Below are 25,761 nucleotides of genomic sequence, written 5' to 3'. Positions count from 1 at the left end.
TCAGTCGGCCGGCACCCGGACGCGGATCAACGGGCCGGGCGGCGACCACTAGACTCTGCGGCATGGCAAAGCCCCAGGAGAAGGTCTCGTTCGGCCAACGGCTGAAGCAGATCGGGATGGTGTTCCAGTTCACCGCCAAGCAGGACCGGTGGTTCGCGCCGTTGGTCGCCGCCGCGGTGCTCATCCCGCTCGCCCTCACCGTGGTCGCGGTCATCCTCTGGAGCTGGATCTGGCTGCCGATCGGCATCCTGTTCGTCCTGCTCGCGGTGCTGATCGTCCTCAACCTGCGGTCAAACAAGGCGATGATGAACGCCGCCGAGGGGCAGCCTGGCGCGGCGGCGCAGATCATGGAGAACATGCGCGGCGACTGGCGGGTGACCCCTGCGGTCAGCTCGACCACCCAGATGGACATGGTCCACCTGGTGATCGGCCGGCCGGGCGTGATCCTGCTGGCCGAGGGCAACCCGCAGCGGGTGCGCGGCCTGCTCGGGCAGGAGAAGCGGCGGCTGTCGAAGGTGATCGGCTCCGCGCCCCTGCACGACTACGTGATCGGGCAGGAGGAGGGCGAGCTGCCGATCCGCAAGCTCCGCACGACGCTGCTGCGGCTGCCGCGCGCGCTCTCCGGCAAGGACGTCAACTCGCTCGACAAGCGGCTCAAGGCCCTCACCGCGCGTCCGCAGATGCCCAAGGGCGCGATCCCGAAGAACATGCGGCCGCCGGGCGCCTTCCGCCAGTCGCGGGGCCGCTAGACCCCTTCGACGTACGCCGAAAAGAGCCGGACCCGAGCACGGGTCCGGCTCTTTCCCGTTCCAGCGCACCCGCCCCGTCCCACCGCCGGGTGCGGGCGACCCCGTGATCGTGCTCGAACCTGCATGTAGTGGCCTCGGCGGTGCGGGGATGCCACCACAACAAGGATCGAGCACGATCACCGGGCCACCGAGCCGGGAGACCCGCTTGGGCGCGGGGAGTCGGGGTCAGCCTCGGGGTGCGTCGACGATCACCGAGTCGGCGAGGCGGTCGTGCAGGCCACGGCGGTGCTCGTCCATGATCAGCGCGGGTACGACGACGGCCAGCAGCAGGCCCCGGATCAGTCCGCGGAGCACCCCGATCCGGCCCCCGTCGTGCCAGTTCAGGCAGCGGATCTTCGTGATGTACATGCCGGGCGTCTGGGCGAACAGGCCGAGGAAGAAGCCGTACTCCAACACCAGCACCAGCACCGGCGCCCAACTGTCGCGGATCGGGTCGGCGAAGAGGTTGGACACCAGCAGGGACAGCACCCAGTCGATGACCAGCGCCCCGAACCGCTTGCCGAGGCTCGGCGGACTGAAGGTGGGGTCGCTGGCCGGCGCTGCCGGGGGGTGCGGATTGGTCACAGCGATCAAGGGTATCCGCGCGGGGATGAGGACTTGCGGGGTGTCGCCGCCACGGTGCGCCAATTCGGGCCAAAGGCAGCAGATGTCACTACACTGGCGCAGTCGGGCGGCGTTCGCGGTGGGCCGGAGGCGTGGACCGGCGCGTCACTGACACTCCGCGAGGGACGTAACACGGCAGAAACAACGGAGACACGGCCGGGCAACCGCCCGGCCCTAGCGTCGCCAGAAGCCTAGCCACCCCGTGGACGTGCCAGGAGGATGTGTGTTCGCCAACCCCGAGGAACTGCTGCGATACCTCAAGAACGAGGACGTGAAGTTCGTCGACGTTCGTTTCTGTGACCTGCCCGGCGTGATGCAGCACTTCAACCTGCCGGTCGAGTCCGTCAACGACGACCTCTTCACCGACGGCCTCGCGTTCGACGGTTCGTCGATCCGCGGTTTCCAGGCGATCCACGAGTCGGACATGCTCCTGCTCCCGGACGTCGCCACCGCGTTCATCGACCCGTTCCGCGCGCAGAAGACGCTCGCGCTGAACTTCTTCATCCACGACCCGTTCACCCGCGAGGCGTACAGCCGGGACCCGCGCAACGTGGCGAAGAAGGCCGAGGCGTACCTGGCGGCCAGCGGCATCGCCGACACCGCCTACTTCGGAGCCGAGGCGGAGTTCTACATCTTCGACTCGATCCGCCACGAGACCTCGGCGCACCAGTCGTTCTACTACATCGACTCGATCGAGGGCGCCTGGAACACCGGCCGCGAAGAGCCGGGCGGCAACCGTGGTTACAAGACCGCGTACAAGGGCGGTTACTTCCCGGTGCCGCCGGTCGACCACTACGCCGACCTGCGTGACTCGATCGTGCGTCGCCTGGTCGACACCGGCTTCAACGTGGAGCGCTCGCACCACGAAGTGGGCACCGCCGGCCAGTCCGAGATCAACTATCGGTTCTCCACCCTGCTGCACGCCGGTGACCAGCTCCAGCTCTTCAAGTACATAGTGAAGAACGAGGCCTGGGCCAACGGCAAGACCGCCACCTTCATGCCCAAGCCGCTCTTCGGTGACAACGGCTCCGGCATGCACACCCACCAGAGCCTCTGGCTCAACGGTGAGCCGCTGTTCTACGACGAGACCGGCTACGCGGGCCTGTCCGACATGGCCCGCTGGTACATCGGCGGTCTGCTGCACCACGCGCCGTCGCTGCTGGCCTTCACCAACCCGACGGTCAACTCGTACCGCCGCCTGGTGCCGGGCTTCGAGGCGCCGGTCAACCTGGTCTACTCGCAGCGCAACCGCTCGGCCTGCACCCGCATCCCGGTCACCGGCGCGAACCCGAAGGCCAAGCGCGTCGAGTTCCGGGTGCCGGACCCGTCGGCGAACGTCTACCTGGCCTTCTCGGCCATGATGATGGCCGGCCTGGACGGCATCAAGAGCAAGATCGAGCCGCCGACGCCGATCGACAAGGACCTCTACGACCTCCCGCCGGAGGAGTGGGGCGACGTCAAGCAGGTGCCCGGCTCGCTGCCGGCCGTGCTCGACTCGCTGGAGGCCGACCACGACTACCTGCTCGAGGGCGGCGTCTTCACCCCGGACCTGATCTCCACCTGGGTGGACTGGAAGCGCGCCAACGAGGTCGACCCGGTGCGTCTGCGCCCGACCCCGCACGAGTTCGCCATGTACTACGACTGCTGACGCAGTCACCGATCACCGGCCGGGCCGGCTCCGCGGACAGCGGGGCCGGCCCGGCCGTTTTCGGTCCCGACGCGCTGACCTGCCGCCCCCCGTAATACCTTCGCGTCCGTTATATTACGGCCATGGAGACTCCCCTGCGGGAACCCACGTTCCTCATCCTCACCGCGCTCGCTGGCGGGCCGCTGCACGGCTACGGGCTGATCGGCGAGGTCACCGCGCTGTCCGACGGGCGGGTGACGCTGCGCCCCGGCACCCTCTACGGCGCGCTCGACCGGCTCGTCGACGCCGGTCTGGTCGCTGTCGACAGGGAGGAGGTGGTGGACTGCCGACTGCGCCGCTACTACCGGCTCTCCCCCGCCGGCGACGCCACCCTGACCGCCGAGACCGAGCGGCTGCGACGCAACGTCGAGGCCGCCACCGCCCGGCTGGCCCGGCGCGCCCGTGCCGCCCGGCCGACCACCCCGCGCGTGGCCGGAGGGCTGGCATGACCGAGCTGGAGCGCCGCTACCTGCGGCTGCTGCGCGCGTACCCCGCCGACTACCGGCATTCGCGCGGCGCCGAGATCGTCGGCACCTACCTGGACCTGGCCGAGCCGGGTCGTCGCTGGCCCTCGCCCGCGGACGCCGCGGACCTCCTGCGCGGTGGCGCGCGCCAGCGGCTGCGGGCCGCAGGCGTCGCCAGCCTGATTCCCGGGGTACGCCTCGCGGCGTGGTTGTCCATGGTCACCGCGAGCGTCCTCGCCGGTGTCTGGGGCTCGGCAGAGCTGGATCCGGCGCCGGTGGAATGGCTGGTACCCCACGTCGGCCCGTTCGTCTCGATCGGTGTCATCGCCTGGGCGGGTTGGCTGCTGGCCGCGATTGCCACCGCCGTCGCGCCGGGCCGGGTCGCCCGGCTGGCCATCGTCCTGGCCCTCCTGCTCACGCTGGCGCTGCCACCGCTGGCCGCGGTGCTCGACGCGTTCCGGCCGCCGCTGTTCGTGTTGCTGCCGCAGGTCGTTCTCGGCCTACTGGCGTTGGCCCTGCCCGACCGGCCCGTGACGGCGATCCGCCTCGCGCCGCTGCTGTCCGCTGTGACGGCGGTGGCGGCAACGGAACTTCTGGTGGGGTTGGACGACGGTTTCGGCTACTACGGCTACACCGCGTTGAGCTTGCTGCCCACCGTCGGCGGGTTGCTGCTGGTCGTCGGGGCCCTGCTGGCCACGGGCCTGGCCCTCGGCGGGGACACCCGCGGCGGCTGGGCGCTGGTCACGCTGCTCACCCCCGCCGCCTTCCTGGCGGTGCCGGCCCTTGGCGATGCCATCGACCCGATCCGCGGCGGCGTCAGCTTCGCGGCGCTGGCCGCGAGCAGCATCGCCGTCGCGCTGGCCGGACCCGCCGTGTTACTCCTGACCATCCTCGTGCGCATCCGCCTGACCTCCGGCACCAGGCGCGCCGACCGCGGCTGACCCACCTGCGGCGCGCGATCCTGAGGCAAACCACGAGTTGGTCATGATGTTGGCGGGGCGTTCGCAGATCGACAGGACCGCCGGGCGCTGCGGAGAGCGAGCAGGAGCAGGGCGGTCAGCACCAGGGCTCCGGGAGCCTTGGTGAACCGGGCCAGGCTCACCGCGAGCGCGGCAGCCGGCCGCCGCGCGTACGTCCAGCCCTGGCCGGCGTACGACTCGCACTCGTCGGCCGCCGTCGTTGAGTTGGTGGCCGCACGTCAGTGATCAGCGTAGGAGTAGGGCGATACCGGCCAGCAGGGCCACAGCGAAGACCACGGCGAGTCCGGCGACACGGCGGCCGGCGGACTCGGGTCGAAGATGGCGCAGGGCCAGGGCCAGCGGGCCGATGGGAGCGGGCTTGCGTGCGTTCATGGTTTCTCCCTCTGCGGTGTGGTGAGGTGTCATCTGGCCTGGCTGAGCATCGATCGCGTGCCCGCCTATGGCTGGTGGCCTTCCAGGTCGCGCTTGCGGGCGAGCAGGGCCGCACGGTAGGCCCGGGCGCGGATCAGCATCGTGCTCGAGACGACGATCGGGATCAGGCCCAGGCCCCCAGCGGCCAGGACACCGGCGGTGCTCGTGCGGGTGACTGCAATCGCGACAGTGCTGACGGTCGTGAGTGTGCTGAAGATGACCGCGAGCCAGCCTGTGATCACCCGATCCGCCGCGAACAGTGGGCGGCGGACCAACGCCCAGCCAGCGATGCCCACCCAGGTCACGCCAATGAGAATCATGGCGGCGAAGGCGAGCTGGGTCCCCGCCGGCAACGCCTTGGGCTCGGTGGCCCACAACAGGCCGATGGTCGTGGACCCGGCCAGGCCGCCCAGTCCGGCCACGAGGACACCGACGCGGCGCGGCAGTGACATCCCCCGTACGACGTGGTCCGGGGTGTATCCAGGTCGTTCGGTCATGACGAATACCCCTTCTCGACCAGTGAGTCACGCAACAGCCGCCGTGCCCGAAACAACCGGGATTTGACCGTTCCCGGCGGAATCTGTAGCACCTGCGCGCACTCCTCCAATGCCAGGTCATGGAGATAGAACAAGATCAGCACTTCGCGTTCGTGGACCGGCAACCCAGCCAGACCCTCGGCCACCTGCGCCCGGTCCAACACGGCCGAAACATCGTCGTCGCCGGACCCGTCGCCGTCGACTGGGTCCGCCTGGCTGTACTTCTCCCGCAGGTGGTCCATCACCGAACGCCGGGCGATGGTGAACAGCCACGGCGCGAACCGCTCCGGCCGCTGTAGACGTGGCAGCGCCTTCAGCGCACCCGCCCACACGTCCTGGCTCACGTCGTCTGCCTGGTCCGGCCGGTCGAGCATGCGCCGCACATACCGCCACACCGGGTCGTGCCAATGCCCGACCAGTTCTGCCAGCGCCCTCCGGTCTCCGAGTTGCGCGCGCACCACCAGCAGCGCATCACGTCCGACCCGATCCACATCGCCCCCTATCCGTACGACCTGCCGCACCCATGACAGTCGCCCGGCGGACCGATCTGGTTCACGGCCCCCGCCCGCGGCGCGGTGAGGTGCGCTTCTTCGGCAGAGGCGGATGGTGCCGCATCCGCGTCTTCGGCCGGAGGTGCACAGTCGGCAGCCAGCGGATCGGGGACCGCGTAACCCGTCAAGCGGAGCGCTTGAGAGCCTGCCCGGACTACCCTCACCGGCGTGCCTGTTGACGATCTTCCGGTGCCTCCTGCGTTCGAAGCGGTCACGGCCTGGGCTGGTACCGGGCGGGTGGTGCGTGCCACCGAACGGGACGTGGCGACGTGGCGGCTTCCCGAGCAGCAGAAGGCCGCGCTGGTCTCCTGTGGCGTGCCGCTTATCGATGACCTCGTCAGTGCGGTGTCATTCGACGAAGAGCCAACGATGTACCGGTTGGCGAACTCCGACGACAACGCGCGCTGGGTGTACGGTGCCGCGCCGGGGACCGGTGAGGTGCGAATATGGTCGCCGGACGGCAGCGCCGGGTTCGTCAACTCAACGATCATCCAGTGGCTGTGTTCGCTGCACCTGGTTGGTAGCTGGCTGACCAGCTCAACCGCCGTCGACCGCTGGGACGAGGACGGACAGGCCGAAGAGCAGGCGCTCGCGGAGCTCGCCGACCTGTTGGCACGCATCAGGGACCTTGACCCGCCCGCGTTCGGCGACGGCGACCACACAACCCACTTCTGGCCCGGGGTGCTCGACCGGTGGCTCTACTGATCGGACGGATGTCGCGCGTGTAACGCCAATGCCCGCCGCCCGGGCGGCCTGACTACTGAGCAGCTCGCAATGCCGCGGCGACCTGGACGACATCCAGCTCGACGGCGACCTGCTCACCCTCCCACGTGCCGCGCTCGCTGATCGCGAGGCCGATCAAGGCCAGTTCAGCAGCAGCATCACGCAGTTCGTACTCTTCGCGGCTTTCTTCACCACCATCATGCGGTTCTTCGCGGTTCCAGGCACCGATCGCCAACTCCGCCAGAGATCGAGGAAGCCGCACGCTGATCCGACCAACCTGACGATCCAGATCAGTACCGATTGCCGCCAGCGCGGTCCGGTCTTCCTGATAACGCAGGTACTGCTGACGATCGCCCACGAGCCGAGGCTACTGGGCCTTGGCCGGCCAACGTTCTCGGTCCGGGCACTGGACGCTTCAGGTCAGTTGGGCGGGGTTCGGAAGGACTTCGATGTCGAGTGGGTAGCTGTTGAGGTAGAGGACGTAGCCCGCTTCTTCGTCCAGGGTCGCGTCGACAGGCACCACCCCAAGTACGTAGTCAGGCCGGGGTAGGAATCCGAAGTCGGCCGGAGGCTCGTACTTCTCGATGGACGTGATTCGCACTGTCGTGGGTGGGATGCCCACGAAGCAGGGGTCACCGGTGTGGAGTTCGGAGGGGTCGGGCTCCAGTCGCCACGGCGTGTTGTGCCAGCCGTAGTCATCGGCGTCGCGAGGAAGACCGATAGTGCCGTCCCAGGAGTTGGCCGATTCGGGGTCAGCCGTCCACCACGGCCAGTCGATGAGCAGGTGCTGGGGTGTGGTCCCGACGACGCGAGCGTCGAACGCCTCGGCCGAGATCATGAGTAGGTCGCCGACTCGGTAGCCGAGCGCCTCCGCCAACCTGACGCTATTCATGGCCTGACACGCCAGTCTCCCCGCCCCAGCTCACGAGCGACAAAGGTAGGAATCGCACCGCCGGGTGTCAAGGACGGCGTTTCCAGGCGACCGCCAACCTCATGATCAGCGCGATCGGTGCTGCCTGCGCCGGAGGAGGGGTGGGAGGACGGTGGGGAGCAGGATCAGGAGCAGGGCGGTCATCGCCACGGCGCCGGGGGCCTTGGTGAAGCGGGCCAGGTTGGTGCCGTCCGGTAGGGCGAGGAAGACCGCCGCCGCGGCCGGCAGCACGAACCACTTCGTCCGCCCGGCGCTGAGGGCGAGCAGCGCCAACGGCCAGGTCGCGTACCAGGGGTGGAAAACCGGGGACAGCACGACCGTGGCGGCCAGGGCCAGGCCGGCGCCGCGCAGGGCGACCCGGGGGCGGGCCAGGGCCGGATCACTCGATGCCCGCAGGGCCGCCCAGGCCCGCCACCAGAGCACCATGAGCACCGCGACGAGCAGCAGCAGGGCCACCGTCCGGAACACCGGCACCGCCTGCGGGTCCCGACCGACCAGCGCGCCGGCGTAGTCGACCACCAGGCCGACGGCGGTGGGCGGTGAGGTCCACTGCTCCGAGTCACCGCTGTGGGTCAACCCGCCCACCCAGCCGAAGCCGAGCCCGGACACCGCCGAGGAGACCAGCAGCGCGGCGAGCGACCCGCCGGCCAGCCAACCCCCGTCGCGCACCAGCGACCGTACGGTGGGGCGGCCCCGGACCGCGGCCAGGGCGGCGAACGGCACCACCACCACCGCGCTCGCCTTCACCGTCACCGCCAACCCCAACAGCACCCCGGCCGCCAGCAACGCCCACGGCCGACAGGGTCGGCGGACCACGATCAGGAGCCCGGACAGCAGCAGGCCCAGCATCACCGCGTCGTTGTGCGCCCCGGCCACCAGGTGCACCCCGACCAGTGGGCCGGCAAGCGCCAGCCAGGCCGCCCGCCGGGTCGGTACGCCGACCGCCCGCGCCAACCCGGGCAGGCTCAGCGCGCCCAGCAGCAGCCCCGCCACGGCGATCACCCGCAGCGCCACTATCGTGCCGGTGAGCCCACCGCCGACACTCACCGCGAGCGCCGCGAGCAGCACGAACACCGGTCCGTACGGTGCCGGGGTGTCCCGCCAGATCGGTGCCACCGCGTCCAGCCACGGGCAGCCCGCCGCCGCCACGCCCACCGCGTACGGGTCGACGCCGTGCGCGTACGTCCAGCCCTGGCAGGCGTACGAGTAGACGTCCCGGCTGCCCAGCGGCGGTGCGACAAGCAGCGGCAGCGCCCACAGTCCGGCGGTGACGTACGCCCAACGGGTCGACGGAGCTCCCCCGCGCAGTGACCACCACGCCCCGACCAGCAGCGCGCTGCCGGCCAGCCAGCAGGCGAGCGTGGCCGGGCCGCCCGGGGCGCGCCAGATCGACTCCGGTGTCGCGCCGAGCGGGGCGTCGGGCAGCGCCCCACCGAGGTGTCCGGCGACGGCGAGCAGCACCGCGCCGACCAGCCCGGCGTACCGGGCGGCGCGGGCCACCAGCGGCGGCGCGTCGGGTGGCGGTGCGCCGGGAGCGGTCACCGGCGCACCTTCCCTCAGTCGGCGGCGACCGGCTGACGGGCCGCCCGAGCCGACCGTACCAACCAGACGGCAAACACGATCACCAACAGCGTCATCAGCGGCGCCCCGACCGTCTTGGTGAACCGGGCCAGGCCGGTGCCGTCGGGCAGCACCAGGAACGACGCGACGAGCGCGACGATGGTGAACCATCCGGTCCGCCGGGCGGTGGCCGCGAGCACCGCGAGGGGCCAGATCCAGTACCAGGGGTGGAACAGCGGCGCGAGGGCGACGGTGGCGGCCAGCGCCAACGCGGCGTACCACAGCGGCTCCCGGGTGCGGGCCCGCCACCAGAGCCAGAGCAGCACCAGCGCCAGCACCGCCATGCCGATTCCCCTGGTGACCGGCAGCGCGTCGAGGTGCGCGCCGAACGGCACCGCCAGGTAGCCGACCGTCTGCCCGACCGCTGTGGACGGCGACGTCCAGGCGATCACGTCACCGCCGCGGGCCAGCCCGCCGACCCAGCCGAAGTCCAGCCCGGCCGCGAAGGTCACCCCGACCACCACGGCGGCCGCGCCGCCGACCACCCACCCGCCGTGCCGGATCAGCGCCCGGACCGAGTACCCGCCGACGATCGCGGCCAGCGCCGCGAACGGCACCACGACAAGCGCGGTCACCTTGATCGCGGCGGCCAGCCCGAGCAGCGCCCCGCCGGCGAGCAGTGGGCCGGGGCGGCCCGGCCGGGAGGCGATCACCGCCAGCCCGGCGACAAGCAGACCGACCATCAGGGCGTCGTTGTGCGCGCCGGAGACCAGGTGCACGGCGACCAGTGGGCAGCCCAGCGCGAGCCAGACCGCCCGCTCGGCGGGTACGCCGACGCGTCGCGCCAGGACCGGCAGGCTGACCGCGGTCAACGCCACCCCGGCCAGCGCGATCAGTCGGAACACCACTATCGCGCCGGTGAGCGAGCCGGTGGCCTTCACCACCGCGCCGGCGAGCACCACGAACAGCGGCCCGTACGGCGCGGGCGTGTCCCGCCAGATGAACGAGATGGTGTCCAGCCAGGGGCAGGGCAGCGCGGAGACGCCCTGCTCGTACGGGTTGATCCCGGCGGCGTAGCTGGCCCCCTGGCAGGCGTACGCGTACACGTCCCGGCTGGCCAGCGGCGGTGCGATCAGCAGCGGCAGCAGCCAGAGCCCGACGGTGGTCAGCGCCCAGCGGGTCGACGGCACCGAGTCGCGCAGCGCCCACCAGGCGTAGCCGAGCAGCACGGTGCCGACCAGCCAGGCGGCGATGACGAGCGGACCGTGCGGGCCCTGCCAGATGCTGACCGGCGTCGGCCGCAGCGGGGAGTCGGGCAGGGCGCCGCCAAGGAACGCGGCGACGGCGAGCAACGCCGATCCCGCCAGGCCGGTCCAACGCGCGAGGTGGTGAGGCACGCCGGACATGCTGCCAGTACGGTGGTCGCGGTACGGAGGTGGGCATGCGGCGCAGTCGGGTGGTGGCGGTGACCACCGGTTCCGCAGTCGTGCTCGGCGCGCTCTGGCTGGCCCTGCCGCTGATGGGGTCGGATCTCGCCGCGCAGGTGGCCCGGGCGGACTTCTTCGCGGCCCACGGCCTGACCCCTGTCGATCTGCGCTGGTACGCCGGGGTGCAGCAGTTCGGCTACAGCCTGCTCTCCCAGCCGGTGATGGCAGTGCTCGGGGTGCGGGTCACCGGTGCGTTGGCGCTCGTGGCGTCGGCCGCCGCGCTGGCCGCCCTGCTGGTCCGCGGCCCGGTGCCCCGCCCGCTGCTGGGCAGCCTGGTCGGGGTTGTCACGCTTGCCGGCAACCTGGTCTCCGGCCGGGTCACGTACGCCCTGGGTGTCGCGTTCGGGCTGGCCGCGCTGGCGGCGCTGACTCGGGGCGTACCCCAGAATCGGCGGCTCGCGCTCGCCGCGGCCGGCGCGCTGCTGGCGTCGGCGACCAGCCCGGTGGCCGGCCTGTTCGTCGGCCTGGCGGGCGTCGCGCTGCTGGTGACCCGCCGGTACGCCGACGGTCTGGCGCTCGGTGTCGCGGCGGCGGTGCCGCTGGCCGCGACGGCGCTGCTCTTCGGCGACGGCGGTTGGATGAACATCAGCCGCACCGACGCGGTGCGTGCGGTGCTGACCAGCCTGGTGGTGGCGGCGCTCGTGGCGTACCGGCCGGTGCGGTTCGGTGCGCTGCTCTCGGCCGCCGGGGTGCTCGCCGCCGCCCTCGTGCACACGCCGGTCGGGTTGAACGCGACCCGGCTGGTGACGATGTTCGCGCTGCCGGTGCTGGCCGCCGCCGCCCGCCCGCCCGGCTGGCTCGCCGACCGGCTGGCCCGCAGGTCCGCCCGGCGCGCCACCCCTGGGGGGCGGTCCCGGCTGGCTCGGCTGCGCCCGGCAGTGGGCCTGACCGTGCTGCTGGTGGCGGTCTGCGTGTGGCAGCCACCGGCGGTCCCCGCCGACCTGCGCGGCATCGGCGACCCGACGAGCGCCCCCGGCTACCACGCGCCGCTGCGCGCGTTCCTGGCCGGGCAACGGCTCACCGGCCGGGTCGAGGTGCCGCCGACCCGCAACTACTGGGAGGCGGCCCGGCTCGGTGAGGTGCCGCTGGCCCGGGGGTGGCTGCGGCAGGCCGACATCGACCGCAACCCGCTGTTCTTCACCACGGTGCCCGGCGCGGCCGGTACCGGCACACCGCTGACCGCGAGCAGCTACCGGGCCTGGCTGGCGGAGAACGCCGTGCAGTACGTGGCGCTGCCGGACGCCCCGCTGTCCTGGGTGGGGCGGGCCGAGGCGGAACTGGTCGAGGCCGGCCTGCCCTACCTGACGCCGGTCTGGTCCGGCCCGCACTGGCGGGTCTGGGCAGTGGCCGACCCGACGCCGCTTGTCGCCGCACCCGCCGAGCTGATCCGCGCCGACGGCGCGGCGGTGACCTTCCGGGCCCCGAGCGCCGGCCGGGTGGCGGTCCGGGTCCGGCACAGCCGGTGGCTTGTCGCGTCCGGCGGCGCCACTGTCACCGCCGACGGGGACTGGACCGCAGTCACCGTGCCCCGCCCCGGCGAGTACACCCTCGGCAGCTGACGCCCTACGACTCCAGCACCCGCTGGGCGGCGGCGCGGGAACGGCGGCCGGTGCGCAGGTACTCGTCGAGGAACTCCCCCGGGTCGTCGCGCCCGAGCAGCCGGACCACCCCGGCCAACTCCACCCCGTGTCGGGGAAGCTGGTCGCCGGCCCGGCCCCGGACCAGCATCAACGCGTTGCGGACCTGCGCGGCCAGGGACCACCCGGCGGCCATCTCCGCGGCGTCCGCCGGGTCGATCAGGCCGGCCCGCTCGGCCGCCGTGAGGGCATCGAGGGTACGCGTGCCGCGCAGCCTCGGGACCGCACCGGCGTGCCGGAGCTGGACGAGCTGCACCGCCCACTCCACGTCGGCGAGCCCGCCCCGGCCCAGCTTGGTGTGGGTGGCCGGGTCGGCGCCCCGTGGCAGCCGCTCGGTCTCCACCCGGGCCTTGATCCGGCGGATCTCGACGACCTGCTCACGGGTCAGCCCGTCGGCCGGGTACCGCACCGGGTCGATCATCGTCTCGAACTCGGCACCCAGGTCGGCGTCGCCGCAGACGAACCGGGCGCGCAACAGCGCCTGCGCCTCCCAGACCCGCGACCAGCGGGCGTAGTACTGCGCGTACGCGGCGAGACTGCGCACCAGCGGACCCTGCCGGCCCTCCGGACGCAGGTCGGCGTCGACGCCGAGCGGCGGGTCGGGGGCGGGCACCCCGAGCAGCCGGCGCAACTCCTCGGCGATCGCGTGCGCGGCGGCGCTGGCGTCGCTCTCGCTGGCCCCGGCGGGCGGGTCGTAGACGAAGAGCACGTCGGCGTCGGAGAGGTAGTTCGACTCGTACCCGCCGAGCCGTCCCATGCCGATCACCGCGAACCGCAGCCCGGGCGGCGCGGGCTGACTGGCCTGGGCGGCGCGCAGCGCGGCGGCGAGGGTGGCGTCGGTAACGTCGGCGAGGGCCGTGCCGACCTGGGTGATGTCGGCGAGCCCCGGTGCCGGCCGGTTCGCGCCGTCCGGTCGGCTCGGGCTGGGTGCGAGCGCGCCGGCCCGGCAGAGCACGTCCGCGCAGGCCACCCGGACCAGTTCCCGACGGCGCAACGCACGCACCGCGCGGGTGGCCTCGACCGGGTCGGTGTGCCGGGCCGCCGCCGCGAGGAACCCCTCCCGGAGCACCTCGGGCGGGCGGGGGGCCAACTCGTTCTCCTCGGCCAGCAGCCGCAGCGCCTCCGGGTCCCGGGCGAGCAGGTCGGCGACGTACCGGGACAGGGCGAGGACCCGGGCCAACCGTCGGGCCACCGGGCCGCCGTCGCGCAGCAGCCGCAGATACCAGGGGGTGCTGCCCAGTTTGTCGGAGACCTTGCGGTAGTTGAGCAGCCCCCGGTCCGGCTCCGGCGCGTCGGCGAACTCGCTGAGCAGCACCGGCAGCAGGGTCCGCTGGATGGCCGCCGTGCGACTCACCCCGCCGGTGAGCGCCTGCAGGTGGCGCAGCGCCCCGGCCGGGTCGGCGAAGCCGAGGATCTCCAGCCGGTGCCGGGCCGCCTCCGGGGTGAGCCGCAACCCGTCGGCGGGCACCCGGGCCACCGACTCCAACAGCGGCCGGTAGAGCAGTTTGGCGTGCAGTCGGCGTACCTCGGTGGCGTGGGTGACCCACTCGGCCCGGAAGCTCTCCACGGCGCTGTGCCCCGGCGTGGCAGTGAAACCAAGCGCGGCGGCGAGCCACCGCAACGCGCCCGGCTCGCTCGGCACCGTGTGGGTACGCCGCAGGGCCTGGAGTTGCAGGCGGTGCTCGACGCTGCGCAGGAAGCGGTAGCCGCGCAGCAGTGCCTCGCCGTCGGCCCGACCGACGTAGCCGCCGGCGACGAGCGCGCGCAACGCCGGGATGGTCCCGGGTTCGCGTAGCGTCTCGTCGACCCGGCCGTGCACGAGTTGCAGCAGCTGGACGGCGAACTCGATGTCACGCAGGCCACCGGGGCCGCGCTTGATCTCGCGTTCCAGCTCCTTCGGCGGGATGTGGTCGATGATCCGGCGGCGCATGGCGCGGACGTCCTCGACCGCCTCGGGCCGCTCGGCCGCCCGCCACACGAGCGGCGCGAGCTGGTCGATCCACTCCTGGGCCACCGGCACGTCACCGGCGGCCGGGCGGGCCTTGAGCAGCGCCTGGAACTCCCAGGTACGCGCCCACCTGCGGTAGTAGGCCAGGTGACTGGCGAGGGTGCGCACCAGCGGACCCCGGTTGCCCTCGGGTCGCAGCGCGGCGTCCACCGGCCAGGCGACCAGCCCGCAGATGTGGATCAGCCGGGTCGCCACCAGTGTCGCCGCCGGCAGGTCGGCGTCCTCGGCCGCCACGAAGATGACGTCCACATCGGAGACGTAGTTCAACTCGCCGCCGCCGCACTTGCCCATCGCCACGACCGCGAGCCGGGGTCGCTCGGTGCCGTCGGCCAGCTCGGCGACGGCGATCTCGTACGCCGCGGCCAACGTCGCGTCGGCAAGCGCCGACAGCGCCGCCATGGTCTGCTCCAGGCCGCGCCCGCCGGTCAGGTCGGCCGCCGCGATCCGCAGCAGGGCCAGCCGGTACGCGGTTCGCAGCGCCGCCACCGGGTTGTCGCCGCCGGTCAGCTCCAGTCGACCCTCGGCGACCGGCGCGAGCCCGTCCGCGGCGGTCCGCAGCGCCAGGCAGTGGTCGGGGTTGGCCACCAGGTGATCACCGAGCGCCGCCGACGCGCCGAGCACAGCGACCAGCCGCCGCCGCAACCCGGGGTCGGTGTGCAGCTCCGCGAGCAGCGGCGACTCGACCCCGCCGGCGCTCTGGCGGCCTTCGGCACCGTCGCCGCGAAGGCGTTGCTCGGCCTCCACGATGCGGTGCAGCTGCCGCAGCGCCAGGTCCGGGTCGGCGGCCCGGGACAGCGCGGCGAGCAACTCCCCGGCCGACTCGTCGGCCGGCTCCTGCTCCTCCGGCCGCCACAGCCGCAGCCCGGCCGGGCCGAGCAGGTCCGCGGCGCGGGCGCCGCCGTCGCCCTCGGCGGTGCCGAAGCCGTACCGGGCGAGTCGGCCCGGTGCCCTGGTCGGCCGGCTCATCAGTGCCCGAGCAGCGGCAGGCCGCGCCGCATCGTGCTGTCGTCCAGCTCGCCGAGGGCCAGCGCGGCGAAACGGGCGGCGAACGGCTGCCAGACCTCCTCGATGTCGGGCAGCACCGAGGCGCAGGCCGCGACCACAAGCTCCGGGTCGTAGCCCAGCTCGGCGAGTTGGGTCGAGTCGGTGGCCCAGTCGGCGATCATCGCGGCGTCGCACTCGATGTGGAACTGGAGGCCCCAGGCCCGGTCACCGAGCCGGAACGCCTGGTGCGGGTAGCGGGTGGACGCGGCCAGCAGGGTCGCGCCGCGGGGCAGTTCGGTGATCTCGTCGGCGTGCCACTGGAGCACGTCCGGGATCAACGGCACGTACCGGAACAACGGATCGTTCTCGGCGGCGTCGCGCCGGCCGACCACACCGGGGCCGATCTCCGGCCCGGACGGGCTGCGCTCGACCAGCCCGGCGTGCGCGGTGGCGAGCAGTTGCGCGCCCAGGCAGACGGCCAGGGTCGGCACCCGGTGCCGGACCGCCTTGCGCAGCAGGCCCTCCACGGCCGGGAACCACTGTGCGCCGGGCGAGCCGTCCGGCAGCGGGTACGCCTGCTGGTCGCCGCCGAGCACCACGAGCGCCGCGTACCCCTCCAGGTCGGCGGGCAGGGCGTCGCCGGCGTGCGGACGAACCACCGACAGCTCAAGCCCCGCCTCGGTCAGCCACTCACCCAACCGGCGCGCGTCGTCCGTCGGGTCGTTCTCGATCACCAGCGCGGTTGCCACCCGTCGAGGCTAACCGGTGCACCGCCGGGCGCCACCCCCGCCACCGCGATGCCGGCGCCGGGCGCCGGTCCGGGCTCCGGCGGGGTCGCTAGGCTCTGCGGTTGTGATCAGCGAGGACATGGCCACCGTCCGCCCGCCCGTGCTGCGACCTGGTGACACGGTGCTGCTCGTGTCACCGTCCGGACCGACCTCGCCGGAGCGGGTGGCCCGCGGGATGGAGCTGCTCATCGGCTGGGGGCTGCGGCCGGTGCCGGCACCGAACGCGTACGCCCGCCACGGCTACCTCGCCGGCACCGACGACCTACGGGCCGCCGACCTGAACACGGCCTTCGCCGACCCGGAGATCCGCGGGGTGATCTGCACCCGGGGCGGGTACGGCGCCCAACGGATCGTGGACGCCATCGACATGGCCGCCGTCCGCCGCGACCCGAAGGTGGTGGCCGGGTTCTCGGACATCACCGCGTTGCAGTTCGCACTGTGGCGAGGTGCCCGGCTGGCCGGGGTGCACGGCCCGGGGGTGGCCTGGCGCGACGACCGGACCCCACTGCGTTCCGCCGAATCCCTGCACGCGGCGCTGATGACCACCGAACCGGTGTCGATCACCGCGCTGCCCACCGAGGACACCTTCGGCGTCCGCGTCCCGGGTCGCGCCACCGGCACCCTGCTCGGCGGCAACCTGTGCATGATCGCCGCGTCCATCGGCACCCCGGACCTGCCCGACCTGACCGGTGCGGTGCTGCTGATCGAGGACGTGCAGGAACCCCCGTACAAGGTCGACCGGATGCTGACCCACCTGCGCCGGGCGGGCGCGCTCGACGGGTTGGTCGGCGTGGCGGTCGGGCAGTTCACCGACTGCGGCGACGAGTGGGACACCACCGTCGTCGACGTCCTCACCGAAAGCCTTGGCGACCTGGGCGTACCGGTGCTCGGCGGCCTGCCCATCGGCCACGGGCACGGCCAACTGACGGTCCCGGTGGGCACCACGGCAACCCTGGACACCGACACCAACACCCTGACGGCCGCCCCCGCCGTCCAGTAGCCAGGCCGTGCCCCGACGCTCAGGAGGTTCGCGTCAGGTCCGCCGGCCCGGGCCTCCTGAGCAGCTAGGCGGGCCGGGGCAGGTGGGCAACTCCACCGGACTCCAGGGCGGCCCAGACGCCGTCGGCGGTACGGGTGATGCCGTGTGGTTCGGCGTTCGGGGTGGGCAGGTCGTAGCTCTCGATCCGGCCGGTCGGGCCGAGGTGACCGATCCGGTTGGCACCCCACTCCGTGAACCACGCGCCGCCGGCCGGGTCGGCCACGATGGCGTGTGGACGGGCCGCCCGGTCCGGTAGCGGAAACTCGACGATCCGGCCGTCCGGGGCGATCCGCCCGAGCTGACCGGCGGCGATCTCGACGAACCAGACGGCACCGTCGGCGCCGAGGGTGAGGCCGACCGGACCGGCGTTCGCGGTGGGCAGCGGGTGCAGCGTGACCGACCGTCGAGGTCGATGCGGCCGATCGCGTCTGCCTGGTTGAGGGTGAACCAGAGTGCCTCGTCCGCGCCAGCGGTGATCATCGACGGGAACCCGCCGGTCACCGGCAACGGGAACGCGGTGACCGTGCCGTCGGTGCTCACCCGGCCGATCGTGTCGGAGGTCATCCCGGCGTACCAGAGCGCGCCGTCGGCTCCGGTGGCGATGCCGCCCGGCCCGGTGCCGGCGGGCAGGGCGATGGTGCGCTGGTCACCATCGACGCTGAGGCGACCGATCCGGTCGTCCCCGGAGCGGGTGAACCAGAGCGCGTCGTCCGGACCGGCCGTGATGATCAACGGGCGGCCGCCGGCCGGGTCCAGCGGATAGGTCCGGACCGCGCCGTCGACGCCCAGGCGGGCGATCGCGCCGGCGTGGACAAGCGTCAGCCACAACGCGTCGTCGGGCCCAACCGTGATGCCGTACGGGCCGGCACCCGCCCCGGCGAGCGGTATCTCCCGAATCTCGACGGTCGTCACGTGCTGTGTCCTTCCGTTGGCGGATCGCCCACCCTGACCGGTCGGCCAGCGACGGCACAACCGATTTCGTCTCCCGCCCGCCGCGATTGTCAGCCCGCTGACAGGATCGCCACGGCTCGCACCCAGGCTGTCCGGTCACCGTCGGCGATGACAGCGCACGATGACCGAACCTCTGGAGGACAGCATGTCCCGCACCATCCGTAGGAAGCACCTGCTGGCCGGCCTGGCCACCGCCGGCGTCCTCGGCGTCGGGATCGCGGCCCCGACCATCGCCTTCGCCGCGGACACCCCCACCCCGGCGCCGAGCGCCAGCAGCGCCCCGGCCCCCGGTGCGAAGGCCGACCGGCAGGGCGAGTTCGCCGAGGCACTCGCCAAGGAGCTGGGCGTGCCCACCGACAAGGTGACCGCCGCCCTGGAGAAGGTCCGCGAGCAGCACCGGCCGGCCGATCGGCCACAGCGCCCCACCGGCGAGGACCGTAAGGCCGCCCTCAAGGAGCGGCTCGACCAGGCCGTCAAGGACGGCAAGCTCACCCAGGAGCAGGCCGACGCCATCACCAAGGCCGTCGAGGCCGGCGTCTTCCCCGGGGCCGGCGGTCACCGCGGGTGGGGCCAGCACGGCGGTCCGGCGGGTACGCCCGGCAAGTAAGCCCGGCCGGGACTTGATCGACTCGGTTTCACGGAATCGGCGGTGCCCAAGGCGCTCGGACACCCCGGTTTCGGCGAAACCGAGTCGATCACCCCGTGCACCTCCAGGCCAGGCCCGCCTGGGACCGACCGCCGGGGCGCTGGGGCGTCAGCTCTGCGCCGGCGGCGGCGAGAACACGCCGAGGTGGTTGCCGGCCGGGTCGAGCAGGTGAGCGAGGGCGAGCCCAGCCGGTGTGGTGCGCGCCGCCACCAACACCTTGCCACCGGCCGCCTCGGCCCGCCGGCAGGCCTCCGCCACGTCGGTGACCTCGGCGTAGAAGATCGCGTAGTTCGGTGACGTCCCGTCGGTAGCCCGGATCGCTCCGCCGATGCCGGTGTCGCCTCCGGCACCGGTCACCCGGTAGGACCCACCGTTTGCCGATCCCTGCTCCTCGAAGGTCCAGCCGAACAGCTCCCCGTAGAAACGCTCCGCCTCCTCGGGCCGGTCGGTGCCGATCTCGAACCAGGTGATGGGGGTCGTGGACATCTGCTGCCTCCAAGGTTTTCCAGGCCGGCTGTTCGGCCGTCTTCTCGGAGCAGTCTCTGGGGCCTCCGCGACACCGTCCTGTCGGTGTTTCCAGATCACCCGACGGGGTTTCCGCCTGGCCAGACCCGGCACGCCGGCCACCCGGCCGGGCCCGGCCAGCCGGCCCGACATGTCCTGCGAAACGCCCGGCTCGGCGTGTCTCAGACCAGGCTCAGCGGACGGGCCCGTCCGCGGGGGATGTCCAGGTCGTCCCGGCGCAACTCGCGGGACACCACGTCGGGCAGCGCCCGGACGCTCCGGATCCGGTCGGTGCGGAAGCACCGCAGCTCGTCGCGCAGCCGACACCAGGCGAGCAGATACCAGTGCTGCGTGTTGCCGAGGTAGCCGAGCGGTTCGACGTCACGGACCGAGTCGACGCCGGCCCGGTCGGCGTACCTGATGCGCAGCGCCCGCCGGGCGGCGACCGCGTCGGCGACGACAGCCGGGACGGGAGTCGTCGGCCCGTCGCCGATCAGGTGCACGCGGCTGGCCAGCCGGTGCGCCTCGACGGCGTCGGCCGGCGGCAGCACCGCCATCAGTTTGCGCAGCGCGGTGCCACCCGGCCCGGCGAACGGGGTGCCGGCGAGTCGGTGCAGCGCGACGGCCATCGCGACCGCCTCGGCGGCGGTCAGGTTGACCGGCGGCAGGGTGCGGGTGCGGTCCACCACGTAGCCGCCGATGCGCCCGGGCTCGGCCCAGATCGGCACCCCGGCCTCCTGGAGAGCGCCGATGTCCCGTTCGATGGTCCGGCTGCTCACCTCGAAGCGCGCTGCCAACCAGCGGGCACTGCGGGGCCTCGGTGACACCGCCCGCAGCTCCTCGACCAGCGCGTAGAGACGATCCGTGCGGTTCATTCCCGACACGCTACGGCCGGGGTACGACCAGCCCGGACCGCGCTCAGGCGATGCAGGCGCAGACGATCAGCGCCGCGCCGAAGTGGGTGGCGGCGCTGACCCGGGCCGCCGGGTGCGGCTCCGGCGAGCAGATGACCTCACCGAGCTTGCCCGGGGTGAGCAGGTCCAGCACCACGAAGGCCAACGCCATGATGGCCAACCCGACCAGCCCGAACAACACAGTGGAGGCGAGCCCTCGGCCGAAGTCGCTGTAGCTGGTCAGGATCGCGGTGAAGACGATCCCGGCGATGCCGAGCTGGTTGGCGGCCAGCAGCAGCCCCGCGTTGGCGTTGCGGTCGACCCAGATCAGGTCCCGCAACCGCCCGGGGGTGAGCAGGTCGACCAGGCCGAAACCGGCAGCCATCAGCCCCACGCCGACGATCCCGAACACGACGCTCTGCCAGGCACCGCTGAGCAGATCCTCCAGCACCGACTGCCTCCCGACTCTCCGCCCGGAGGGGTACCGGCGCGGTGATCGAGACGATAGCGGCAGCGCGCAACCGCGTCAGCCCCCGACGATCACAGCGCCAGGTAACGCTGCCGCTCGTACGGGGTGACCTCCCGGCGGTACTGCTCCCACTCGGCCCGCTTGTTGCGCAGGAAGAAGTCGAAGACGTGCTCGCCAAGCACCTCGGCGACCAACTCGGACTCCGCCATCACGTCGATCGCCTCGGCGAGGTTCTCCGGCAGCGCCTCGTACCCCATGGCACGCCGCTCGGCACTGGTCAGCGACCAGACGTCGTCCTCGGCGCCCGGCGGCAGCTCGTACCCCTCCTCGATGCCCTTGAGGCCGGCGCCGAGCAGCACCGCGAAGGCGAGGTACGGGTTGGCCGCCGAGTCCGGTGAGCGGACCTCGACGCGAGCCGAGTTGGGCTTGCCGTACGCGGGGACCCGCACCAGCGCGGAGCGGTTCAGGTGACCCCAGCAGACGTACGCCGGGCTCTCGGTGATGCGGTCCGGCAGGGCCTGCGGGAACAGCCGCTTGTACGAGTTGACCCACTGGTTGGTGACCGCCGTGTATTCCCGGGCGTGCACCAGCAGGCCGGCGATGAACGACTTCGCCACCTTGGACAGCTTCATCGGGTCGCCGCTGTCGTGGAACGCGTTGCGCTCGCCCTCGAACAGAGACAGGTGGGTGTGCATGCCGCTGCCCGGCTGGTCGGTGAACGGCTTCGGCATGAAGCTGGCCTGCACACCCGTGGAGAGTGCCACCTCCTTGACCACGTGCCGGAAGGTCATGATGTTGTCGGCGGTGGTCAGCGCGTCGGCGTAACGCAGGTCGATCTCCTGCTGGCCGGGGGCGACCTCGTGGTGGCTGAACTCCACCGAGATGCCGATCCGTTCCAGCGCCAGCACGCCCTGGCGGCGGAAGTCACGCGCCACCGCGTGGGTGGTGTGCTCGAAGTAGCCGCCGGTGTCCACCGGAATGGGCACCGAGCCGTCCTGGGGGCCGTTCTCCAGCAGGAAGAACTCGATCTCGGGGTGGGTGTAGAAGGTGAAGCCCTTCTCGGCGGCCTTGGACAGCGCGCGGCGCAGCACGTGCCGGGGGTCGGCCCAGGACGGGCCGCCGTCGGGCAGCAGGATGTCGCAGAACATCCGGGCGCTCTCGCCGCTGACCCCGCCCTCGAACGGGAACACCTGGAAGGTCGTCGGGTCGGGCATGGCCACCATGTCCGATTCGAAGACCCGGGCGAAACCCTCGATCGCCGAGCCGTCGAAGCCGATGCCCTCCTCGAAGGCCGCCTCCAACTCGGCCGGCGCCACCGAAACGCTCTTGAGCGTGCCCAGCACGTCCGTGAACCACAGCCGGACGAACCGGATGTCCCGCTCTTCCAGCGTCCGGAGGACGAACTCCTGCTGACGGTCCACTTCCCCAACCCCTCGCGACACTCTTTTGTCCGCCTTGGTCGGGCTGCGCCCGACCTGATCGCCCAGTCTTCCCGGGCCTGGTTACGCAGACGTTACGCGAACTGCCGCCCGCCGTCCCCTCGCCTCCCGCTCGGCGGGCACCTGCTGCGCCGCGGGCCGGCGCGTCCACCGCGACCTCACCTGGTGGCCGCCGCAGCGTGGCGGCCATCTCGTCGGAGGGTGGGGATTGTCGTGTCGAGCCTGGGGCAAGATGAGGGCATGCCCACCCTGCGTCTCGCCCTGTCCCAGGTCAACCCGAGCGTCGGCGACCTCGCCGGCAACGCCGACCTGGTCCGCAGCTGGACCCGCCAGGCCGCCGATGCCGGTGCCCAGTTGGTGCTCTTCCCGGAGCTGATGCTCACCGGGTACCCGGTCGAGGACCTGGTCTTCCGGCGCTCCTTCGTCGCCGCGTCCCAGGCCGCCATCGAGCGGCTCGCCGCCGACCTCGCCGCCGACGGCCTCGGGGAGTTGCCGGTGGTGGTCGGCTACCTGGACGCCGACGGGCCGCCGCAGATCAGCGGGGACGCCGAACCGGGCCGGGGTGCCCGCAACGCCGCCGCGCTGCTGCACCGGGGCACCGTCGCCGCCCGCTACTTCAAGCACCACCTGCCCAACTACGGGGTCTTCGACGAGGACCGTTACTTCGTCTCCGGCGACACGCTGACAGTGGTGCGGGTCGGCGGCGTGGACGTCGCGTTGACCATTTGTGAGGACCTGTGGCAGTCCGGCGGGCCGTTCGCCGCCGCCCGGCAGGCCGGCGTCGGCCTGGTGGTCAACATCAACGGCTCGCCGTACGAGCTGAACAAGGACGACGTCCGGCTGCCGTTGGTACGCCGCCGGGCCGCCGAGGCGGGCGCCACCATCGCGTACGTCAACATGATCGGCGGCCAGGACGAGCTGGTCTTCGAGGGCGACTCGATGATCGTGAGCGCCGACGGTGAGCTGCTCACCCGCGCCCCGCAGTTCGTCGAGCACCTGCTCGTGCACGACGTCGAGCTGCCCGCCGCCACCGCCGCGGCGACCACGGAGACCGTCGCGGACGGCATGCGCGTGGTGCACCACACCCTCGACGGCGTTCCGGCCGCGCCGAGCGGCCCGGCCGCAACCGGCGGGCTGATCGAGCCGGTGGCCGACGAGGCCGAGGTGTGGCAGGCGTTGGTGCTCGGTCTGCGCGACTACGTGAACAAGAACCGGTTCCCGTCGGTGGTGCTCGGGCTCTCCGGCGGCATCGACTCGGCGGTGGTGGCCGCCCTGGCCGTCGACGCCCTGGGGCCGGACCGGGTGGTCGGGGTGTCGCTGCCCAGTCAGCACTCCTCCGAGCACTCCCGGGAGGACGCCGCCGACCTGGGCAAGCGCACCGGCCTGGACTACCGGGTCGAGCCGATCCAGCCGATGGTGGACGGTTTCCTGGCCAACCTGTCGCTGTCCGGGGTGGCAGTGGAGAACCTCCAGGCCCGGGTCCGTGGCGTGATCCTGATGGCCCTGTCGAACCAGGAGGGCCACCTGGTGCTGACCACCGGCAACAAGAGTGAGCTGGCGGTCGGCTACTCCACGCTGTACGGCGACTCGGTGGGCGGCTTCAACCCGGTCAAGGACGTCTGGAAGACGCTGATCTGGCGCCTCGCGAAGTGGCGCAACACCGACGCGGCGCGGCGCGGTGAGACCGCCCCGATCCCGGAGAACTCGATAGGCAAGCCACCGAGCGCCGAGCTGAGCCCGGGCCAACTGGACAGCGACAGCCTGCCCGACTACGACGTGCTGGACCCGATCCTGATCGGGTACGTCGACGGTGACCTCGGCCGCGATGGGCTGATCGAGTCCGGCCACGACCCGGCGGTGGTCGACAAGGTGCTGCGGCTGGTGGATACCGCCGAGTACAAGCGCCGGCAGTCCGCGCCGGGCACGAAGATCTCCATGAAGGCGTTCGGCCGGGACCGGCGGCTGCCGATCACCAACCGGTGGCGCGAGCACGGCTGAGGCGTACCCCCTCGGGGTGTCGGGTCGGTGGCACGGCCCGGCACCGCCTCGCCGGGGCCGCGCGGCGCGGGCCGCACGGCGCGGGCCTCGCGGCGCGGTGGAGTGACATCTTGCACTGGGCCCTGCCATCGCCCCCTCTCGCGGTGCGACGATCGCGACGGAACCCGGGGACCGCGCAGGCGGCCTCGAGGAAGGGAGACAGAGATGGTGGAGTCCACTCCGAGCGAGGTGACCGCGCTGTACGGCGGGCCGGCCACCCGTCGGGTCCGCACCCGCGACCTGATCGCCGCCAAGGAGCGCGGCGAGCGGTGGCCGATGCTCACCTCGTACGACCAGTACACGGCGGGGATCTTCGACCGGGCCGGCGTGCCGGTGCTGCTTGTCGGCGACTCGGCCGCGAACAACGTGTTCGGCTACGAGACCACCCTGCCGGTGACCGCCGACGACCTGCTTCCACTGGTACGGGCCGTGGTGCGCTCGACCCGGCAGGCACTCGTCGTCGGTGACCTGCCCTTCGGCTCGTACGAGGAGGGCCCGACCCAGGCGCTGCGCACCGCCGTCCGGTTCATGAAGGAGGGCGGCTGCCACGCGGTGAAGCTGGAGGGCGGTCGACGCTGCGCCGCGCAGATCGCCGCGATCGTCGGGGCCGGCATTCCGGTGATGGCACACATCGGCTTCACCCCGCAGAGCGAGCACACCCTGGGCGGCTACCGCGTGCAGGGCCGGGGCGACACCGCCGACGAGGTGCTTGCCGACGCGCGAGCGGTGGCCGAGGCCGGCGCGTTCGCTGTCGTGTTGGAGATGGTGCCGGGTGAGGTGGCCAAGCAGATCACCCACGAACTGGCGATCCCCACGGTCGGCATCGGCGCCGGCCCGGACACCGACGCCCAGGTGCTGGTCTGGCAGGACATGGCCGGCCTGCGCACCGGCAAGGCGCCGCGCTTCGTGAAGCGCTACGCCGAGCTCGCCGACGTCCTCACCGACGCCACCCGCCGCTTCGCCGACGAGGTCCGCGGCGGCGAGTTCCCGACCGCCGAACACACCTTCTAGAGCAGTCCACGAACTCCAGTGCACGGCCACCGCAGGCCACGGCCGTCACGATCCGTGGCCTGCGGTAGCCGGGCCGGATGGCCGCCGGGCCGGATGGCCGCCGGGCCAGGTTGCCGGGCTGGATCGATCGATCATGGCGACTGAAAGTGTCGTACAGGTGTTCTAGTCTCGGGTCATGATGGAGGGGTTGGCGCAGGCAGAGGCAACAGTCCTGGGCTGCGCCGGCTCCGCCACCTGGGCTCTGCCCGAGCAGGACCTGATCGCCGCGCTCGACGCCGCGCACCGCATCGAGCAGCGCCTCGCCGCCGTCAAACTGACAGTGATCCGCGAACTCGACGGTCGTGGCACGCCCACCGCGCAGGGCGCGTCCTCCACAGCGGTCTGGCTGCGCGAACGCCTACACCTCACCGTCCCCGCCGCCCGCCGCCTCGTCGAGTTGGCCGCCACTCTCGACACCGGCAACCCCGCGATACGACAGGCGCTGGCCGACGCCGACATCACCGTCGACCAGGCCCGGATCATCGCCGACACCGTCGACACGGTCCAGACCTCCGCCGGCACCGCTGCCGCCGACAAGGCCGTCGGTTTGCTTGTCGAGTGGGCCGGGCAGTTC

General features: G+C 72.4%; 27 protein-coding genes. 12 read left to right on the top strand and 15 right to left on the bottom strand.

The genetic code is table 11. The features are described 5' to 3' along the window. The first annotated feature begins 62 nt into the window (after positions 1-62). Positions 63-749: a DUF4191 domain-containing protein gene (locus AB0B86_RS17790; protein ID WP_091407420.1), complete on the top strand. Its 687-nt coding sequence runs from the start codon at positions 63-65 to the stop codon at positions 747-749. Between the two features lie 225 nt (positions 750-974). On the opposite strand, the gene AB0B86_RS17785 is transcribed toward AB0B86_RS17790, so the two are convergent. Then, positions 975-1,373, bottom strand: a complete 399-nt coding sequence (locus AB0B86_RS17785; RefSeq protein WP_357410989.1) for an RDD family protein — start codon at positions 1,371-1,373, stop codon at positions 975-977. 262 nt (positions 1,374-1,635) lie between these two features. Between AB0B86_RS17785 and glnA (AB0B86_RS17780) the strand changes: the two genes are divergently transcribed. From glnA (AB0B86_RS17780) to AB0B86_RS17765, 4 genes are all read left to right on the top strand, one after another. After that, positions 1,636-3,060: a type I glutamate--ammonia ligase gene (gene glnA / locus AB0B86_RS17780; protein ID WP_357410991.1), complete on the top strand. Its 1,425-nt coding sequence runs from the start codon at positions 1,636-1,638 to the stop codon at positions 3,058-3,060. Positions 3,061-3,182: 122 nt separating this feature from the next. After that, on the top strand, positions 3,183-3,548 hold the full coding sequence (locus AB0B86_RS17775) for a helix-turn-helix transcriptional regulator (protein ID WP_357418643.1): 366 nt from the start codon (positions 3,183-3,185) through the stop codon (positions 3,546-3,548). Then, positions 3,545-4,504 (top strand): hypothetical protein, encoded by a 960-nt coding sequence (locus tag AB0B86_RS17770; protein WP_357413390.1) that lies wholly within the window; start codon positions 3,545-3,547, stop codon positions 4,502-4,504. Before AB0B86_RS17775 ends, AB0B86_RS17770 begins: the two co-directional genes overlap by 4 nt. Before the next feature lie 141 nt (positions 4,505-4,645). Then, positions 4,646-4,768 carry a hypothetical protein gene (locus AB0B86_RS17765; RefSeq protein WP_357413388.1) on the top strand — a complete coding sequence of 41 codons (123 nt, stop codon included), beginning with the start codon at positions 4,646-4,648 and terminating at the stop codon, positions 4,766-4,768. Here AB0B86_RS17765 and AB0B86_RS17760 read toward each other — a convergent pair whose 3' ends face one another. From AB0B86_RS17760 to AB0B86_RS17750, 3 genes are all read right to left on the bottom strand, one after another. Further along, a complete protein-coding gene (locus AB0B86_RS17760; RefSeq protein ID WP_357418641.1) occupies positions 4,769-4,915 on the bottom strand; it encodes a hypothetical protein in 147 nt (48 codons plus the stop codon). A gap of 65 nt (positions 4,916-4,980) precedes the next feature. Then, the gene (locus tag AB0B86_RS17755) at positions 4,981-5,451 is read right to left on the bottom strand and encodes a hypothetical protein (protein ID WP_357413386.1); all 471 of its coding nucleotides are present in this window, start codon (positions 5,449-5,451) and stop codon (positions 4,981-4,983) included. Continuing rightward, on the bottom strand, positions 5,448-5,981 hold the full coding sequence (locus AB0B86_RS17750) for a sigma-70 family RNA polymerase sigma factor (protein ID WP_357413384.1): 534 nt from the start codon (positions 5,979-5,981) through the stop codon (positions 5,448-5,450). Before AB0B86_RS17750 ends, AB0B86_RS17755 begins: the two co-directional genes overlap by 4 nt. A 228-nt stretch (positions 5,982-6,209) precedes the next feature. On the opposite strand from AB0B86_RS17750, the gene AB0B86_RS17745 reads away from it, so the two are divergent. Next, on the top strand, positions 6,210-6,746 hold the full coding sequence (locus AB0B86_RS17745; RefSeq protein WP_357413383.1) for an SUKH-4 family immunity protein: 537 nt from the start codon (positions 6,210-6,212) through the stop codon (positions 6,744-6,746). 52 nt (positions 6,747-6,798) lie between these two features. Here AB0B86_RS17745 and AB0B86_RS17740 read toward each other — a convergent pair whose 3' ends face one another. The 4 genes from AB0B86_RS17740 to mptB (AB0B86_RS17725) all read right to left on the bottom strand — a co-directional run bounded on the left by AB0B86_RS17740 (position 6,799) and on the right by mptB (AB0B86_RS17725) (position 10,652). Further along, the gene (locus tag AB0B86_RS17740; RefSeq protein WP_357418639.1) at positions 6,799-7,122 is read right to left on the bottom strand and encodes a hypothetical protein; all 324 of its coding nucleotides are present in this window, start codon (positions 7,120-7,122) and stop codon (positions 6,799-6,801) included. Positions 7,123-7,179: 57 nt separating this feature from the next. Then, on the bottom strand, positions 7,180-7,656 hold the full coding sequence (locus AB0B86_RS17735; protein WP_357413379.1) for a hypothetical protein: 477 nt from the start codon (positions 7,654-7,656) through the stop codon (positions 7,180-7,182). 105 nt (positions 7,657-7,761) lie between these two features. Next, complete coding sequence (gene mptB, locus AB0B86_RS17730; RefSeq protein ID WP_357418637.1) at positions 7,762-9,237, bottom strand: polyprenol phosphomannose-dependent alpha 1,6 mannosyltransferase MptB; 1,476 nt, start codon at positions 9,235-9,237, stop codon at positions 7,762-7,764. 14 nt (positions 9,238-9,251) lie between these two features. Further along, the gene (gene mptB / locus AB0B86_RS17725; RefSeq protein WP_357418635.1) at positions 9,252-10,652 is read right to left on the bottom strand and encodes a polyprenol phosphomannose-dependent alpha 1,6 mannosyltransferase MptB; all 1,401 of its coding nucleotides are present in this window, start codon (positions 10,650-10,652) and stop codon (positions 9,252-9,254) included. A 44-nt stretch (positions 10,653-10,696) separates the two neighbouring features. Between mptB (AB0B86_RS17725) and AB0B86_RS17720 the strand changes: the two genes are divergently transcribed. Further along, on the top strand, positions 10,697-12,301 hold the full coding sequence (locus AB0B86_RS17720; RefSeq protein WP_357418632.1) for a hypothetical protein: 1,605 nt from the start codon (positions 10,697-10,699) through the stop codon (positions 12,299-12,301). Between the two features lie 4 nt (positions 12,302-12,305). Here AB0B86_RS17720 and AB0B86_RS17715 read toward each other — a convergent pair whose 3' ends face one another. Together AB0B86_RS17715 and AB0B86_RS17710 are read right to left on the bottom strand one after the other, a co-directional pair. Continuing rightward, positions 12,306-15,353: a bifunctional [glutamine synthetase] adenylyltransferase/[glutamine synthetase]-adenylyl-L-tyrosine phosphorylase gene (locus tag AB0B86_RS17715; RefSeq protein WP_357413371.1), complete on the bottom strand. Its 3,048-nt coding sequence runs from the start codon at positions 15,351-15,353 to the stop codon at positions 12,306-12,308. After that, the gene (locus AB0B86_RS17710) at positions 15,353-16,120 is read right to left on the bottom strand and encodes a type 1 glutamine amidotransferase (protein ID WP_357413370.1); all 768 of its coding nucleotides are present in this window, start codon (positions 16,118-16,120) and stop codon (positions 15,353-15,355) included. Before AB0B86_RS17710 ends, AB0B86_RS17715 begins: the two co-directional genes overlap by 1 nt. A gap of 103 nt (positions 16,121-16,223) precedes the next feature. Between AB0B86_RS17710 and AB0B86_RS17705 the strand changes: the two genes are divergently transcribed. Beyond that, on the top strand, positions 16,224-17,159 hold the full coding sequence (locus AB0B86_RS17705; RefSeq protein ID WP_357413368.1) for an LD-carboxypeptidase: 936 nt from the start codon (positions 16,224-16,226) through the stop codon (positions 17,157-17,159). Positions 17,160-17,192: 33 nt separating this feature from the next. Here AB0B86_RS17705 and AB0B86_RS17700 read toward each other — a convergent pair whose 3' ends face one another. After that, a complete protein-coding gene (locus tag AB0B86_RS17700; protein WP_357418630.1) occupies positions 17,193-18,110 on the bottom strand; it encodes a hypothetical protein in 918 nt (305 codons plus the stop codon). 184 nt (positions 18,111-18,294) lie between these two features. Between AB0B86_RS17700 and AB0B86_RS17695 the strand changes: the two genes are divergently transcribed. After that, complete coding sequence (locus AB0B86_RS17695) at positions 18,295-18,756, top strand: hypothetical protein (protein ID WP_357418750.1); 462 nt, start codon at positions 18,295-18,297, stop codon at positions 18,754-18,756. Positions 18,757-18,903: 147 nt separating this feature from the next. Here the strand turns inward: AB0B86_RS17695 and AB0B86_RS17690 are convergent, their stop codons facing one another. From AB0B86_RS17690 to glnA (AB0B86_RS17675), 4 genes are all read right to left on the bottom strand, one after another. Beyond that, positions 18,904-19,281, bottom strand: a complete 378-nt coding sequence (locus AB0B86_RS17690; RefSeq protein ID WP_357413364.1) for a VOC family protein — start codon at positions 19,279-19,281, stop codon at positions 18,904-18,906. A 200-nt stretch (positions 19,282-19,481) separates the two neighbouring features. Continuing rightward, positions 19,482-20,174 (bottom strand): WYL domain-containing protein, encoded by a 693-nt coding sequence (locus tag AB0B86_RS17685; protein ID WP_357418628.1) that lies wholly within the window; start codon positions 20,172-20,174, stop codon positions 19,482-19,484. A 43-nt stretch (positions 20,175-20,217) separates the two neighbouring features. Further along, positions 20,218-20,643 carry a DUF350 domain-containing protein gene (locus AB0B86_RS17680; RefSeq protein WP_357070446.1) on the bottom strand — a complete coding sequence of 142 codons (426 nt, stop codon included), beginning with the start codon at positions 20,641-20,643 and terminating at the stop codon, positions 20,218-20,220. Positions 20,644-20,732: 89 nt separating this feature from the next. Next, positions 20,733-22,082 carry a type I glutamate--ammonia ligase gene (gene glnA, locus AB0B86_RS17675; RefSeq protein WP_357413360.1) on the bottom strand — a complete coding sequence of 450 codons (1,350 nt, stop codon included), beginning with the start codon at positions 22,080-22,082 and terminating at the stop codon, positions 20,733-20,735. 258 nt (positions 22,083-22,340) lie between these two features. Between glnA (AB0B86_RS17675) and AB0B86_RS17670 the strand changes: the two genes are divergently transcribed. The 3 genes from AB0B86_RS17670 to AB0B86_RS17660 all read left to right on the top strand — a co-directional run. After that, entirely contained in the window at positions 22,341-24,098 is a 1,758-nt protein-coding gene (locus AB0B86_RS17670; protein ID WP_357413359.1) for an NAD+ synthase, read from the top strand. Between the two features lie 204 nt (positions 24,099-24,302). Next, the gene (panB, locus tag AB0B86_RS17665) at positions 24,303-25,148 is read left to right on the top strand and encodes a 3-methyl-2-oxobutanoate hydroxymethyltransferase (RefSeq protein WP_357413357.1); all 846 of its coding nucleotides are present in this window, start codon (positions 24,303-24,305) and stop codon (positions 25,146-25,148) included. A gap of 175 nt (positions 25,149-25,323) precedes the next feature. Continuing rightward, positions 25,324-25,761: DUF222 domain-containing protein (locus tag AB0B86_RS17660; RefSeq protein WP_357413355.1), on the top strand; the 438-nt coding region annotated here is incomplete at its 3' end.

The organism is Micromonospora sp. NPDC049047 (genome assembly GCF_040649135.1).
GTDB lineage: Bacteria > Actinomycetota > Actinomycetes > Mycobacteriales > Micromonosporaceae > Micromonospora.
Note: the sequence above shows the minus strand (reverse complement) of the source record. Positions and strands in the feature narration are given on the sequence as shown.